The sequence below is a fragment of the Flavobacterium sp. Leaf82 genome, from assembly GCF_001422725.1.
Classification (GTDB): Bacteria; Bacteroidota; Bacteroidia; order Flavobacteriales; family Flavobacteriaceae; genus Flavobacterium.
Genome location: NZ_LMMA01000033.1, coordinates 265,748 through 279,079, shown reverse-complemented (window position 1 = coordinate 279,079; position 13,332 = coordinate 265,748). Strand labels below are relative to the sequence as shown.

Here is a 13,332-nt window from a genome sequence, read left to right as displayed (position 1 = left end):
GCGATTTTTTTTTTTATAGATTGCTTAGTTGATAAACCTCATCTAATTCATCATTTGATGCGATATTTACATTAAGATCCGTTACAAATCCGGAATTTAAACCGTAAACCCATCCGTGAAGCATTAAATCCTGACCATTTTTCCAAGCGCCTTGTACAATTGATGTTTTCGCTAAATTGTATACTTGTTCTTTAGCATTAATTTCAACAAAAGCATTAAAACGTTCCGTTTCATCTTCAATTGAATTTAGATATTTATCATGTAAACGATATTCATCTTTAATGTGACGAATCCAGTTATCGATGATTCCAACAGACATATTTCCCATTGCTGCTTTTACACCGCCACATCCGTAATGTCCGCACACGATAACATGTTTTACTTTAAGAACATTTACAGCATAATCTAAAACACTCAACATATTCATATCAGAGTGTACAACCATGTTTGCGATGTTACGATGCACAAAAACTTCTCCTGGTTTTGCCCCAATAATTTCATTTGCAGGAACACGGCTGTCAGAGCATCCAATCCATAATAATGGTGGTGTTTGCCCCTTGGCTAAATCTGCAAAATAATTTGGGTCTAATGCTAATGATTTTTCAACCCACTCCTTGTTGTTTTCTAATAATTGTTTATAAAACTCTCTCATTTTTTTGTTTTTTGAATGGTACTTCTACATGTTTAAACATATCAAAAATAACTTAATGTAAAGTTATCTAATTTTCATACTTCTCACAATGAAGAAATACCTTTAATTAATTTAATTTGTTTAAAAATCTTCTTTTACCGTTTCTTTTTTAACTAAAGCTCTTTTTGCAACATCATAATAATGTTCTATAGTTACATGATTGTTAATATCAGGAGAGTTTTCAAGCTCGTAAGCTTCTTTAAATCCTTTTAGTTTTACTTTGATATTTTCATCGATAGCCCTTGTTTCCTTAAACTCACGAATCAAATCTAAAACATCATGGGCAATATACTCTGTATCATGTGCATTGATAATTACTTTTGAGTTTTGAGGAATCTCACTTAATGTCGATTTAATTGCCGCTTTGTTCAGGAATGAAACTTCCTGAGCTAAATCAATATGAATAATGTCTCCATCTTCGTATTCTTCTTTTTTGAAACTGTAAGCTCTTTTCAGGTTTCCTCTCAAGACAAAAATTATACTAATAATAATTCCCAGTGCAACTCCTTTAAGTAAGTCTGTTGCTACAACAAATACTAATGTTGCAACAAAAGGAATGAACTGGTATTTTCCTTTCTCCCAAAAATGTTTGAAAGTTGCAGGTTTTGCTAATTTATATCCAACCAAAATTAAAACGGTGGCTAAAGTTGCCAACGGAATTTTATTTAAAATTGCTGGTATTGACAAAACACTAATCAGTAAAAGTACACCATGAATAATAGCTGACATTTTTGACTTTGCTCCTGCATTGTTATTCGCAGATGATCTCACAACAACTGATGTCATTGGCAAACCTCCTAAAAGTGAGCTCATGATATTACCAATACCTTGTGCCCTAAGTTCAACATTTGTATTGGTGTAACGTTTTTGAACATCCATTCTGTCAGAAGCTTCGATACAAAGTAATGTTTCTATAGAAGCTACAATGGCAATTGTAATTCCAACTACCCAAACTTGTGGATTTGTAACCGCAGCAAAATTTGGTGTAATTATAATAGATTTAAATTCATCAAAAGATTTTGGAACTGGCAATGAAACCAAATGTTCTTTTGCAATTGCCAATGAACTTCCTGAATTAAGAAATAATTCATTTAAAACTACTCCTGTAATAACCGCAATAAGTGCACCCGGAACTAATTTTAATTTCTTTAAAAAAGGAACTTTTTCCCATGAAATCAATATTACCAGTGAAACAAGTGAGATAACTACTGCTCCTAAGTGAATGTGATTTAAAACATCGAATAAAAATGAAAATGAATTGCTTCCATCATTTTGAACAAAAGCCTGATCTCCTTCAAAATCAGCATCGTAACCAAAAGCGTGAGGCAATTGTTTCAAGATGATAATGATTCCAATTCCGGCTAACATTCCTTCAATAACATTTGTTGGAAAATAATTTGATATACTTCCGGCTTTTAAAAACCCTAATGCTAATTGAATTAATCCAGCAATAAAAACCGACATTAAAAACACATCAAAAGCACCTAAATCACTAATAGCGGTCAAAATAATAGCGGTCAACCCGGCTGCTGGTCCAGAAACACTAATGTGTGACTGGCTTAAATAACCAACCACAATACCACCAATAACACCTGCTATAATTCCAGAAAATAACGGTGCTCCAGAAGCCATTGCGATACCTAAACACAACGGAAGAGCCACCAAGAAAACCACTAAACCTGAAGCAAAATCAGATTTAAGGTTGGCAAAAAGATTGATTTTTTTTGTCATAATACAATACTAAAAAAATTATTCATTAAAGATTTACCACATTTAATCAAAAATGCAGTGTAGTTCAAAATAATCGGAAGTATTATGCCAGGTTGGGAGGTGGAGCAAATATGCTCGGAGAAATATTATCTAATTTTACGATGTTTTCAGAAACGATCGTTTTCTTTTGAATATAAACAGGTAATAAAACTTCATGCTCTAATATTGTAGCATGAACTACAGATTTAAGTTCTTTATGAACTTCCTCTTCTGCAAAATTAAAAGACATAGGTGTATTGCCTCCTTTCTTTATCGCCTGAACAATTGTTGGGGTCGATAAAAAGGCAATAAATATGAATAATAATATGCGTGCGATTAGTTTCATTGCAGCAAAAATAGTGTTAAAGAAATAAAATCAAAGCGCGAGGGCAAAAAATTTATACAAATTTAACAAACATAAAAAAACAGAATAAAGGAAAGACCAATATTCTGTTTATATATCCTTAAAAAACAATTCGTTACAGTGATTCTTCTAACCATGCTTGCATCATCCAGATGGTTTTTTCCTGCTCTGCAATGAAGTCACTCATCATAGAATTTGTTCCTTCATCATTAATATCATCTGATTGTTTTAAAATTTCTCTTTCGATTTTCAACAAATCAGACAGCGAATTTACAATCAAGTGAACTGCTTTTTCATCATTAGAAATATTTTTTCCAACGGTTAATTTATTGTTTTTAATATAGTCTTCAAATGTATGCAATGGAGTTCCTCCTATTGTTAGGACTCTTTCTGCAATCATATCTATTTTTAGTTGTGCATCTGTATATAATTCTTCGAATTTAACATGCAAATCAAAGAAACGTTTACCACGAATATTCCAATGTATTCCTCTTAAGTTCTGATAGTATACCTGAAAATTTGATAACAGAATATTTAATTCGTTCACTAATAATTCTGACTCTTTTACCGGTAATCCTAAAATATTTGTTTTGATAGTTTTCATTTTATAATAAGTTTACTACAAATTTAAAACAACTTCTTTAAAAATATTATAAAAAAAAATTATATTTTCTTATTTTTGCATCACAAAATACTATCAAAATGACGATTACTCAATTACAATATGTGTTAGCTGTTGCCGAACATAAAAATTTTACACTTGCTGCCGAAAAATGTTTTGTTACTCAACCAACATTAAGCATGCAGATTCAAAAAATCGAAGAGGAACTTAATATTTTAATTTTTGACAGAAGTAAAAAACCAATCCAACTTACTGATATTGGTCAAAAAATTGTCAATCAGGCAAAGAATATTGTAAATGAAGCAGACAGAATCAAGGATATAGTAGAACAGCAAAAAGGTTTTATAGGTGGTGAATTTCGTTTGGGAATTATTCCAACCATTATGCCTACCCTTTTACCTATGTTTTTAAACAATTTCATTAAAAAATATCCTAAAGTAAAACTCTTAATCGAAGAATTAAATACGGATGAAATTATTATAAAACTAAAAAATGGTCATCTGGATGCTGCAATTGCTGCAACTCCGCTTGAAGATGAAAAAATAAAGGAAATTGTTTTGTACTTCGAGCCATTTGTGGCGTACATACCGGAACATCATGCAAGTTTTCAGAAAGAAGAAATTGAAGTTTCAGATTTAAATATTAATGAAATCCTGCTTTTGCAAGACGGACATTGTTTTAGGGACGGGATTTTAAATTTATGCAAAAATGGTACTGATATCGACCAGAATAATTTTCAGATCCAAAGCGGAAGCTTCGAGACCCTGATAAAATTAGCCGATGAAGGATTGGGTACAACATTACTTCCGTATTTGCACACCTTAGACTTAAAAGATTCTGACAAACTGAAACTACGAAATTTTAAGGAACCAAAACCTGCCCGTGAGGTAAGTTTAATTTACCCAAAGAGCGAATTAAAAATGCAAATCATTGACGCCCTAAGATCTACAATCGCCGGAGTTGTAAAAGGAGCAATTGTTTTTCAGAACGTTCAAATCGTGAGTCCGCTACAAAAGAAATAAAAAGAAAAAAGGAGCCAATTTGGCTCCTTTTTTTATACTTTGATCAGTAGTAAACTTTGTTTTAGTTCTGGTTTTTCAACAATAAAGTTTAATAACCATTCTTGCAATTGTTCCATCTCGTATGGTAACAGTGTTTTGATAGCTTTCTCTAGTTCTTTACAGAAAAGTATCGGGTCGAAACTTACTCTCTCAAGTATTGATTTCGTGTAATCAAACATCATTTTTGACATAATAAAACAAGATTTTTGGGGGTTATCTATATTTTTAAACTCGCACAAATTTAATCAAATATCATTCATACGTATTCATTTTAACTTATTTTTTTAAAAATTTTATCAACGAATACGTTTTCTTAATATATATAAATCAATATAGAACGATTCTAAACAATTCATTTAAACCTTTTTAAAGGCTCTAAACATCTCTCTTTTTCCCGGAGGTCCAGCTAATTTTTCGACGGTAAATCCAACTTCGATCATACTTCTTTTAACAACTCCGCGAGCGGCGTATGTCACTAAGACTCCGTTTGGCTTTAAACTATTATACATTTTCCTGAAAATTTCAGTACTCCAAAGCTCCGGTTGCACTCTATATCCGAAGGCGTCAAAGTAAATCAAATCAAAAATTTCAAAATCGTTTATTTCATCAAAAAATTGTTTCCTTTTGGTTAACGAAAAAGCATTACAAATTTCAATTTTTTTGTTCCATTCACATTTATGCATTTTCTCAAAAATGTTCTCAAATTCCAATGCCTCAAGTTCACTGACATAATTCATCGCTAAAACTTCTGCTGCTTCAACAGGGTAAGCTTCTACCCCAACGTAATCAATCTTCTGGCTTTTATGATTCGATTCTAAAAAAGTAATAAAAGCATTTAGACCTGTTCCAAAACCTATTTCAAGAATATTTACAGGATTATTTTCAAATAATGAAAGTCCGTTTTTTATAAAAACATGCTTTGCTTCTTGTATAGCACCATGTTTTGAATGATAACATTCATCCCATTCTGCCAAATGAATTGTCGTTGAACCATCTAGCGTTTTAATTATTTCTCTTTTCACTTTTTCGGAATTTATAATCTGATTTTGTTGGAATTCAGAGCGTTTTGCGAGCCAAATTTAGTCAAAACAAATGCGTAAAGACTTAAAAAATGGCTGTTTTTTCATAAATTCTATATAAAAATGTGCTAATTTTTTCACTTTATTATAAGATAAATAAATCTCAGTTAAACCCCATAAATAATGCAGTTTTACTAAGCAAATTATATATTTTTACTTAATTTTGCATTTGTTAAATTCTATTTCACACCAAATCATTGCTTTAGAATCTTCTATTGGAATGAGAATTACATAAAAACTTTATATAATTATGAGTACAACTCAAACAAGCAAAATTGAAATCAGAAAAGCCACTTCGTCAAAAATAAGCGGAGTTGACTTTCAAAACTTAAGCTTTGGTGCTGTTTTTACAGACCATTTATTCGAATGTGATTTTAAAAATGGAGAATGGCAAAATCCTGTCATTAAGCCTTATGCTCCAATTTTAATGGATCCGTCTTCTAAAGTCTTTCATTACGGACAAGCTATTTTTGAAGGAATGAAAGCTTATAAAGATGACAATAATGATGTTTGGTTGTTTAGACCTGACGAAAACTTTAAGCGTTTTAATAATTCAGCTGTTCGTATGGCAATGCCAGAAGTTCCTGAAGCTATTTTTATGGAAGGCTTAAATGAATTATTGAAAATTGATCAGGAATGGATTCAAAAAGGAAACGGAAGCAGTATGTATATTCGTCCTTTTATGATCGCTACAGGCGCTGGTGTTGTCGCTAATCCTTCTGACGAATATAAATTTATGATTTTACTTTCTCCTGCACAATCTTATTATGCCGGTGAAGTAAAAGTAATTATTGCTGAACATTACAGTAGAGCTGCAAATGGCGGAATTGGTGCTGCAAAAGCTGCCGGAAACTATGCTGCGCAATTTTACCCAACTAATTTAGCAAACAAAGAGGGCTTTCAACAAGTTATCTGGACTGATGACGCAACACATACAAAACTAGAAGAAGCGGGAACAATGAACGTTTTCTTTAGAATTAATGACACTTTATTAACTGCTCCAACAAGCGAAAGAATCTTAGACGGTATTACGAGAAAAAGTTTGATCGAAATGGCAGAAAAAGAAGGTCTTAATGTAGACGTTCGTCCTGTAATTGTTTCAGAATTGGTAGAAGCAGCTAAAAACGGATCTTTAAAAGAAATTTTTGGCGCCGGAACTGCTGCAGTTATCAGCGTTATCAAAGGTTTCTCTTATCAGGATGTTTATTATGAAATGGCTCCGGTTGAGAATTCATATGCTTCTTTATTAAAAGAAAAACTAACAAGTCTTCAAAACAAACTTTCTGAAGATACTTTTGGATGGACTGTAAAGGTGCAATAATCAAAAGAAGTTTTAAATATAAAAACCCGACAGCCTAATAAGTTGTCGGGTTTTCTATTTTATATGATTATTATAGGGCTAATTTTACCGCAAAGAACGCTAAGTTTTTTTTCTTTGTGGTCGTTTATAAAAAGTAAAAAGTTCGCAAAGCTGTTTCGACACAAAGCTTTGCGAACTTTATATTTCTTAAGTTATATAAAAAAACTTAGCGTTCTTTGCGGTAAAAAAAGTTCGTTTGTATTTACACACAGAATAAAAAAACCTTAGCGTTCTTTGAGGTGAAAAAAAATTATAAAAGTTTAGAGAAATCAGGTTTAAAATAATTTGGTCCTTTCATGACCTTACCATCTTCTCTGTAAATAGGTTGTCCGTCTTCGCCTAATTTACTCATATTACTACGCTGAATTTCATCAAAAACAGCTTCTATTTTATCCTGTAAACCGTGCTCGATAATAGTTCCGCACAAAATATACATCATATCACCAAGAGCATCAGCAATCTCGACCAAATCATTGTTCTGAACAGCTTCAAGATATTCTTCGTTTTCTTCTTTCATCAAATTATAACGAAGTATTTTCTTTGTTTCGCCCAAATCAGCAATTGGAGTCTGACTGTGACCTATTTTAAAAGCAGTATGAAATTCTGTTACGGCATCAAGTTGTTTCTTCATGATATTATTTGATTAAATGAAACGGCAAATTAGCAACTATTCATATACAATTCTCTAAATTTGTCAAAAATAATTTTCAACTATGTTTAGTCAAGGACAATTAATATTCGCGCTCTGTTTTTTTATTGCATTTGTAATCGTAATGATATTTGCTTACCGTAAAGATCTCGCTTTGCATAAAGTTTTTTATAAAGGAAATTATAAAGTTTTAATTGTATTCTTGATTTTTATTGCTCTTTTATTTGTTATCAAATTTTTCTTTAAAAGATAATTTCAAAAATTTATTGCTATATTTAGAATAAAATAACTTTAGAAGCTTTTTATACTTAAACATCTTCAAAAACGTTTATTTAAAGCTTTTTTTGACCAATATAATTTATAAAGTGTACTTTTATTGCTCCGTTATTATTGCGACTGGTAATTTAAATTTATAACTTTACGACACAAAATAAACGACTACAATGAAGATTCTAAAATATTTATTTCTCCTGTTATTATTAAGCTTAGTTGCTCTTACTGTTTTTGTCGCTACCCAAAAAGGGATTTTTTCTGTAGAAAGAAGCAAAGTGATCAATTCGCCAAAAGCAACGGTTTATAATTACGTAAATGATTTTAGAAATTACGAAGATTTTGAATCGTGGTCTGTTGAAGATTCATCAATAAAAATGACGTTCCCAAATAAAACTGCCGGAAATGGTGCGTCTTATTACTGGGACGGAGCTGAAGGAAAAGGAAATGCGATTACCCTAAAAGCAATTGACGGTGAAAGTATTCAGCAAAAAATGAAATATGACGGCACAGAAGCTGATGTAAACTGGACATTTAAAGATACTCTGGCAGGAAAAACAAAAGTTACCTGGAAAGCTAGCGGAACAATGAGCTTTTTATTTAAAGTATACACTGCGCTAAATGGAGGTTCTGATAAAGTCATTGGAACTATTTATGAAAAAAGCCTTGCTAACATCGATAAAAATTTAGATTATGAAACTAAAACTTTTGCTATCAATGTAAATGGTTTAGTAAAGAAAACAGAAACTCCTTATATCAAACAAACTTTTACGAGTGAGATTTCTAAAATAAATAAAAATGCAAGAATTGTAATTCCTAAACTTATTGAGTTTAGCAAAAACAATGGTTTGTCTACAAACGGAAAACCTTTTATAATTTATCATACTTATGATACACAAAAAGGATTAGCAAAAATCTCGATTTGTTTACCTACAAACAAAGAAATCATGACCACATCCGGAAGTGATATTTTAGGAGGAAAACTTAATGGTTTTGAAGCCGTAAAAACGACTCTAAAAGGAGATTACACGCATTTGAATACCGCAATTGCAAAAACTACTGCTTTTATCAATAAAGAAAAAATCACACCAGAGTTAAGCTGGTCTCATCTTGAAATTCTGGCCATTAGCAAGCTGGATGTAAAAAGCCCATCTAAGTTAATGACAGAAATTTATTTTCCTGTAAAACCAAAAGTAGTTCCTGTGGTTAAAGTTCCTGTATACAATACTCCAACAGCAGAACCTGCTTCGCCTAAACCTGCTACAGAAACACCTAAACCAGCACCTAAACCTACTACAGAAGAAGAGCAGTCAGAGTTTTAAAATAAATGATGCATTAAACCTTTTGTTTAAAGTTCATTCTAATAAGATAAATCGAAAAATTTGACAGACGAGAAGGAATTTATACAACAATTATTAGATCCTAAAACGCAAAATACTGCGTTTCAAAAACTCTTGTCTGATTATCAAAAACCATTATATTCTCACATTCGAAACATTGTTTTGAACCATGATGATACAGATGATGTATTGCAGAATACTTTTGTAAAGGTTTTTCAGTATTTAAAGAATTTTAAAGGCGAAAGTAAACTCTTTTCCTGGATGTACCGAATTGCCACTAACGAGGCTCTTACTTTTTTAAATCAGAAAGCAAAACTAAGCGGATTAACATCTGAGGCATTACAAAACAAAACCATCGATAATTTGAAGGCTGATGTTTATTTTGACGGAGATGAAATTCAGTTAAAACTTCAAAAAGCAATTGTAACGTTGCCGGAAAAGCAACAATTGGTTTTTAAGATGAAGTATTTTCAAGAGTTAAAATACGAAGAAATTGCTGAAATTCTGGGAACTTCAGTGGGCGCTTTGAAAGCATCTTATCATCATGCTGTAAAAAAAATTGAAATATATGTTACATCAAATTAAACCTTTTGTTATAAAACATATCTTATAGACATTATGAAAGCATTTAAATTAGAAAACGAACCCAAAATAACAACTGGATTTAAAACTCCGGAAAATTACTTTGATAATTTTTCGGCAAAAGTTTTAGAACGGGCAAACGAAGAACAGGAAGTAAAAGTAATCCCAATTTACAAGCGTAAAAAAGTACTTTCGCTACTTGCTGCCGCTGTAGTTGTTATTGCCTTAATGATCCCTATAGTTAATAATTACAACAATACCTCTAAAGATCTGGATGAAGATACTTTAGAAACCTATTTATCTTATCAGTCGAATTTAAATCAATATGATTTAATTCAAAAACTAGATACAAAAGACATTCAGCAATTAAGTAAAAATGTTGCAATTGAAGATGAAACCCTTGAGGATATTCTGGCAACAAATCCAAATATTGAGCATTTAATATCAGAATAAAAAAACTAAAAAATGAAAATCAAAAATATACTTCCGATAATCCTGTTTCTGGTTAGTTTTTCGTTTTATGCACAAAGCGGCAAAACTGATGAAAAGAGAGAAAAAATTAAAGCTTATAAAGTTTCATTTTTAACGACTGAGCTGGAATTAACCTCAACAGAAGCTGAAAAATTCTGGCCTATTTATAATGTTTATGATGATAAACAATTTGAATTAAGACATCAGAAAATGAAAACGTACATGCGTAAATTAGATGATGATAATATCAATTCAATGTCTGATAAAGATGCCGTAACGCTTTTATCACAAATGGAAAGCACAGACAAAGAGCTGTATCTTTTGCGCGATAAATACATGACGAATTTGAAAAAAGTACTTTCGGCTAAAAAGATATTAAAGCTTAAAAAATCAGAAGACGATTTTAATCGCAAATTACTGCAGCAATATCGAGATAAAGCAGGTAAAGATTAAAATACATTTTACAGTACAACAGCGACAGGAACCCTTTATAATAATACTTACTTTATTATTTAGGGTTCTTGTTATTTAGAGTTCTTTCTAATTATTTAAAATTAATTCGAACCATTTTATTATATCCTGCAGCAATTGCCGTATTTTTATTTAAAAATCGAATTGTAAAAAGCTTAGTATCATCTGATAATTGTATCCATGAAGCGCCATTATCTGTAGAATATTGCAATCCTCCTGATCCCACACAAACCAATTGGCTACCATTAGTTCCGGGAACATACTGCACGCAGGAAGCATAACCAAAACCTTCATTTTGACCTATTACATTCCAGGTTTTTCCACCATCTTTTGTAAAGGCTTTATTATCCTTTTTTTGATCCGGTAATTCATAATCTCCTCCAGCGATAAAACCGGTTTTCGCATCATAAAAATCAGCCGTAAAAATTCCGGTCATTTCTTTACCCTGAACTATTGGCGTTTCGATTACTTTCCAGGTTTTACCTTTATCAGGAGAATAAAAAGTCCTAGCTTTTTTTCCGCCTGAAAAAATCCATGTTTCGTTTCCTTTTATTACAATATTTGAATTACTTGCTGCAAAAGCTGCCTCGCCCGTAGCGTTTGTTGGTAATTTATCTGATAATAATTTTGTCCAATTTTCTCCTCCATCACGGGTAATAATGATCGAAAAAGTATCTTCTGTAGGATCTCCAATTGCGATTCCTTCTTTATCATTCCAGAATTGCATACTATCATAAAATACTTTTGTATGGACTTCCTTGTAAACTAATTTTACTTTTTGAGTTTTTTTAGAAACCTGATAAAGTAGTGCGGGATTTCCTATACTTAATAAAAAAACATCGTTAGAAGTTTGTGCTATACTTCTAAATTCAAGCTTTAAAGTATCGCGATAAATATGCTCTTCAAATTTCTCATTTTTATCTAAATCATAATAGCCAAAACGAGAATTATCGCCACCGTACCAGACCTTGTTTTTATCTATTGATATGGCGCGAATACTAATTTGATCCTTAAATAAAGTATCTATTTTGACAGTCGAAAAATAACCATTTAACCCTACTTTATCACTGTAATTCAGCGTCTTAAAAGACATAAACAAAACAAAAGCGCAACAAAATAAAATTAGTTTTTTCATAATCAATTAGAGTTTATTTGGCGCTAAAATACAATTATTTACAAAATATAAAATAAGTTAGGTGTTTTTTTCTGGCACAGTAATTGGATATCTCACAATATTAATCTTAATATGATTTAAAATGAAAACGAAACTACTATTTATAGCCCTGTTAACATTAGGTTTTAGTTCTGTACAAGTTCAAAGCCAAACTACTGTATATGCAAAGAATTCAGATATAAGCGATAACTTAGATTTAAGAGCCGTGGCTTCTATTTTTGGAGAATCAGCCAATCTTCAGGATTTTGAAAGACGTTTGAATGATCCAAAATACCAAATATCAAATCTAGATTTAAATGGAGATGATCAGGTTGATTATTTACGTGTAATCGAATCTGTAGAAGACAGAACCCACGTTGTAATTATTCAGGCAGTTTTAGATCGTGATGTTTATCAGGACATTGCAACAATCGATGTAGAAAGAGATAACTCTAACAGAGTCGTGGTTCAGGTTGTAGGTAATACTTATTTATATGGTGCAAATTATATTTATGAGCCGGTTTATAATGTAACACCCGTAATTTACAGCTCATTTTGGGTAACCAATTACAGACCTTACTGTTCTACATGGGGATGGAACTATTATCCAACCTATTATTCAGTTTGGAGACCCTTCCCAATTTACAGATACAGAAACAATATTAATGTTTACATCAACGTAAATAATCATTATAACTATGTAAATACAAGAAGAAGTTACAGAGCTCCGGTTATGTATGAATCAAGACGTACTTATGGTTACGAAACAAGACGTCCTGACTATAGCTTTGCTCAAAGACATTCTAATGTATCTAACAGATATGATCTCGATCAAAGACGTGTTGCGAGCAGAGAAACAGGCAGAAACCAAAATTACAGCACAAACAGATCTAATACAGGAAGAGTTTCTACTACAGACAACAGAACTGCTCCAAACAGAAATTATGCTGAAAACAGAACGAGCACTGACAGAAGTTACAACACAAATCGTTCTGCTTCATCAAACAGAAATAGTGCATCTACAGGAAGCAATCCTACTGTAAACAATCCGGTAAGAGTTGAAAATACTCCAAGAACAGAAACCAGAAGAGATTACAGTCAAAATAATGGGAATGTTTCAAGAGGAAATTCTCAAGATAATGTAAACACGAATAGAAACGTTACACCTCAAAGAACAGAAACTCCAAGAAGTTATTCTGAAAACAGAGGAAACTCAGAAAGCAGAGGAAACTCAGCGAGAACTCAAAACACGCAACGTTCTGAAGCTCCAAGAGTAAGCCAGGAATCAAGAAGCAGTCAGCCACAAAGAGAAAATTCTGCTGGCGGAAGAAGCGCCGGAGGAAGAAGAGGTTAATATTAAATTCGCATTTCTAAATAAAAATCTAAAGCACAATTTAACGATTGTGCTTTTTTTTATCTTTTTAATTATAATTGATGCTAATTTGTTTTAAAACAGTAAATTTGCAACCG

General features: G+C 31.8%; 16 protein-coding genes. 8 read left to right on the top strand and 8 right to left on the bottom strand.

Annotated elements, in window-relative coordinates:
• Window positions 1-13 precede the first annotated feature (13 nt).
• The 4 genes from can to ASF10_RS19495 form a co-directional block, all read right to left on the bottom strand.
• Window positions 14-652 carry a carbonate dehydratase gene (gene can, locus ASF10_RS19510; RefSeq protein ID WP_056252952.1) on the bottom strand — a complete coding sequence of 213 codons (639 nt, stop codon included), beginning with the start codon at window positions 650-652 and terminating at the stop codon, window positions 14-16.
• A 120-nt stretch (window positions 653-772) separates the two neighbouring features.
• The gene (locus tag ASF10_RS19505; RefSeq protein WP_056252949.1) at window positions 773-2,422 is read right to left on the bottom strand and encodes a SulP family inorganic anion transporter; all 1,650 of its coding nucleotides are present in this window, start codon (window positions 2,420-2,422) and stop codon (window positions 773-775) included.
• A gap of 82 nt (window positions 2,423-2,504) precedes the next feature.
• A complete protein-coding gene (locus tag ASF10_RS19500; RefSeq protein WP_056252946.1) occupies window positions 2,505-2,786 on the bottom strand; it encodes a hypothetical protein in 282 nt (93 codons plus the stop codon).
• Between the two features lie 133 nt (window positions 2,787-2,919).
• Window positions 2,920-3,399: a Dps family protein gene (locus ASF10_RS19495; RefSeq protein WP_056253045.1), complete on the bottom strand. Its 480-nt coding sequence runs from the start codon at window positions 3,397-3,399 to the stop codon at window positions 2,920-2,922.
• Window positions 3,400-3,506: 107 nt separating this feature from the next.
• Here ASF10_RS19495 and ASF10_RS19490 point away from each other — a divergent pair, with 107 nt between their 5' ends.
• Window positions 3,507-4,448, top strand: coding sequence for a LysR substrate-binding domain-containing protein (locus ASF10_RS19490; protein WP_056252943.1), 942 nt, complete (start codon window positions 3,507-3,509; stop codon window positions 4,446-4,448).
• A 32-nt stretch (window positions 4,449-4,480) separates the two neighbouring features.
• On the opposite strand, the gene ASF10_RS24585 is transcribed toward ASF10_RS19490, so the two are convergent.
• On the bottom strand, window positions 4,481-4,678 hold the full coding sequence (locus tag ASF10_RS24585; protein ID WP_056252939.1) for a hypothetical protein: 198 nt from the start codon (window positions 4,676-4,678) through the stop codon (window positions 4,481-4,483).
• Window positions 4,679-4,843: 165 nt separating this feature from the next.
• Window positions 4,844-5,509 carry a tRNA (5-methylaminomethyl-2-thiouridine)(34)-methyltransferase MnmD gene (mnmD, locus tag ASF10_RS19480; protein WP_056252938.1) on the bottom strand — a complete coding sequence of 222 codons (666 nt, stop codon included), beginning with the start codon at window positions 5,507-5,509 and terminating at the stop codon, window positions 4,844-4,846.
• A 307-nt stretch (window positions 5,510-5,816) separates the two neighbouring features.
• On the opposite strand from mnmD, the gene ASF10_RS19475 reads away from it, so the two are divergent.
• The gene (locus ASF10_RS19475) at window positions 5,817-6,887 is read left to right on the top strand and encodes a branched-chain amino acid aminotransferase (protein WP_056252935.1); all 1,071 of its coding nucleotides are present in this window, start codon (window positions 5,817-5,819) and stop codon (window positions 6,885-6,887) included.
• 289 nt (window positions 6,888-7,176) lie between these two features.
• Here the strand turns inward: ASF10_RS19475 and ASF10_RS19470 are convergent, their stop codons facing one another.
• Complete coding sequence (locus tag ASF10_RS19470; protein ID WP_055096002.1) at window positions 7,177-7,557, bottom strand: nucleoside triphosphate pyrophosphohydrolase family protein; 381 nt, start codon at window positions 7,555-7,557, stop codon at window positions 7,177-7,179.
• Between the two features lie 82 nt (window positions 7,558-7,639).
• On the opposite strand from ASF10_RS19470, the gene ASF10_RS24580 reads away from it, so the two are divergent.
• The 5 genes from ASF10_RS24580 (at window position 7,640) to ASF10_RS19445 (ending at window position 10,691) form a co-directional block, all read left to right on the top strand.
• Complete coding sequence (locus ASF10_RS24580) at window positions 7,640-7,828, top strand: hypothetical protein (RefSeq protein ID WP_055096000.1); 189 nt, start codon at window positions 7,640-7,642, stop codon at window positions 7,826-7,828.
• A gap of 190 nt (window positions 7,829-8,018) precedes the next feature.
• Window positions 8,019-9,167, top strand: coding sequence for an SRPBCC family protein (locus tag ASF10_RS19460; RefSeq protein ID WP_056252933.1), 1,149 nt, complete (start codon window positions 8,019-8,021; stop codon window positions 9,165-9,167).
• A 60-nt stretch (window positions 9,168-9,227) separates the two neighbouring features.
• The gene (locus ASF10_RS19455; RefSeq protein WP_056252930.1) at window positions 9,228-9,770 is read left to right on the top strand and encodes an RNA polymerase sigma factor; all 543 of its coding nucleotides are present in this window, start codon (window positions 9,228-9,230) and stop codon (window positions 9,768-9,770) included.
• Window positions 9,771-9,803: 33 nt separating this feature from the next.
• Window positions 9,804-10,220: a hypothetical protein gene (locus tag ASF10_RS19450; protein ID WP_056252928.1), complete on the top strand. Its 417-nt coding sequence runs from the start codon at window positions 9,804-9,806 to the stop codon at window positions 10,218-10,220.
• A 12-nt stretch (window positions 10,221-10,232) separates the two neighbouring features.
• Window positions 10,233-10,691, top strand: coding sequence for a hypothetical protein (locus tag ASF10_RS19445; protein ID WP_056252926.1), 459 nt, complete (start codon window positions 10,233-10,235; stop codon window positions 10,689-10,691).
• Window positions 10,692-10,782: 91 nt separating this feature from the next.
• Here ASF10_RS19445 and ASF10_RS19440 read toward each other — a convergent pair whose 3' ends face one another.
• Window positions 10,783-11,844, bottom strand: a complete 1,062-nt coding sequence (locus ASF10_RS19440; RefSeq protein WP_056252923.1) for a WD40/YVTN/BNR-like repeat-containing protein — start codon at window positions 11,842-11,844, stop codon at window positions 10,783-10,785.
• Window positions 11,845-11,965: 121 nt separating this feature from the next.
• On the opposite strand from ASF10_RS19440, the gene ASF10_RS19435 reads away from it, so the two are divergent.
• Window positions 11,966-13,216, top strand: coding sequence for a hypothetical protein (locus ASF10_RS19435; protein ID WP_056252921.1), 1,251 nt, complete (start codon window positions 11,966-11,968; stop codon window positions 13,214-13,216).
• The last annotated feature ends 116 nt before the right edge of the window (window positions 13,217-13,332 follow it).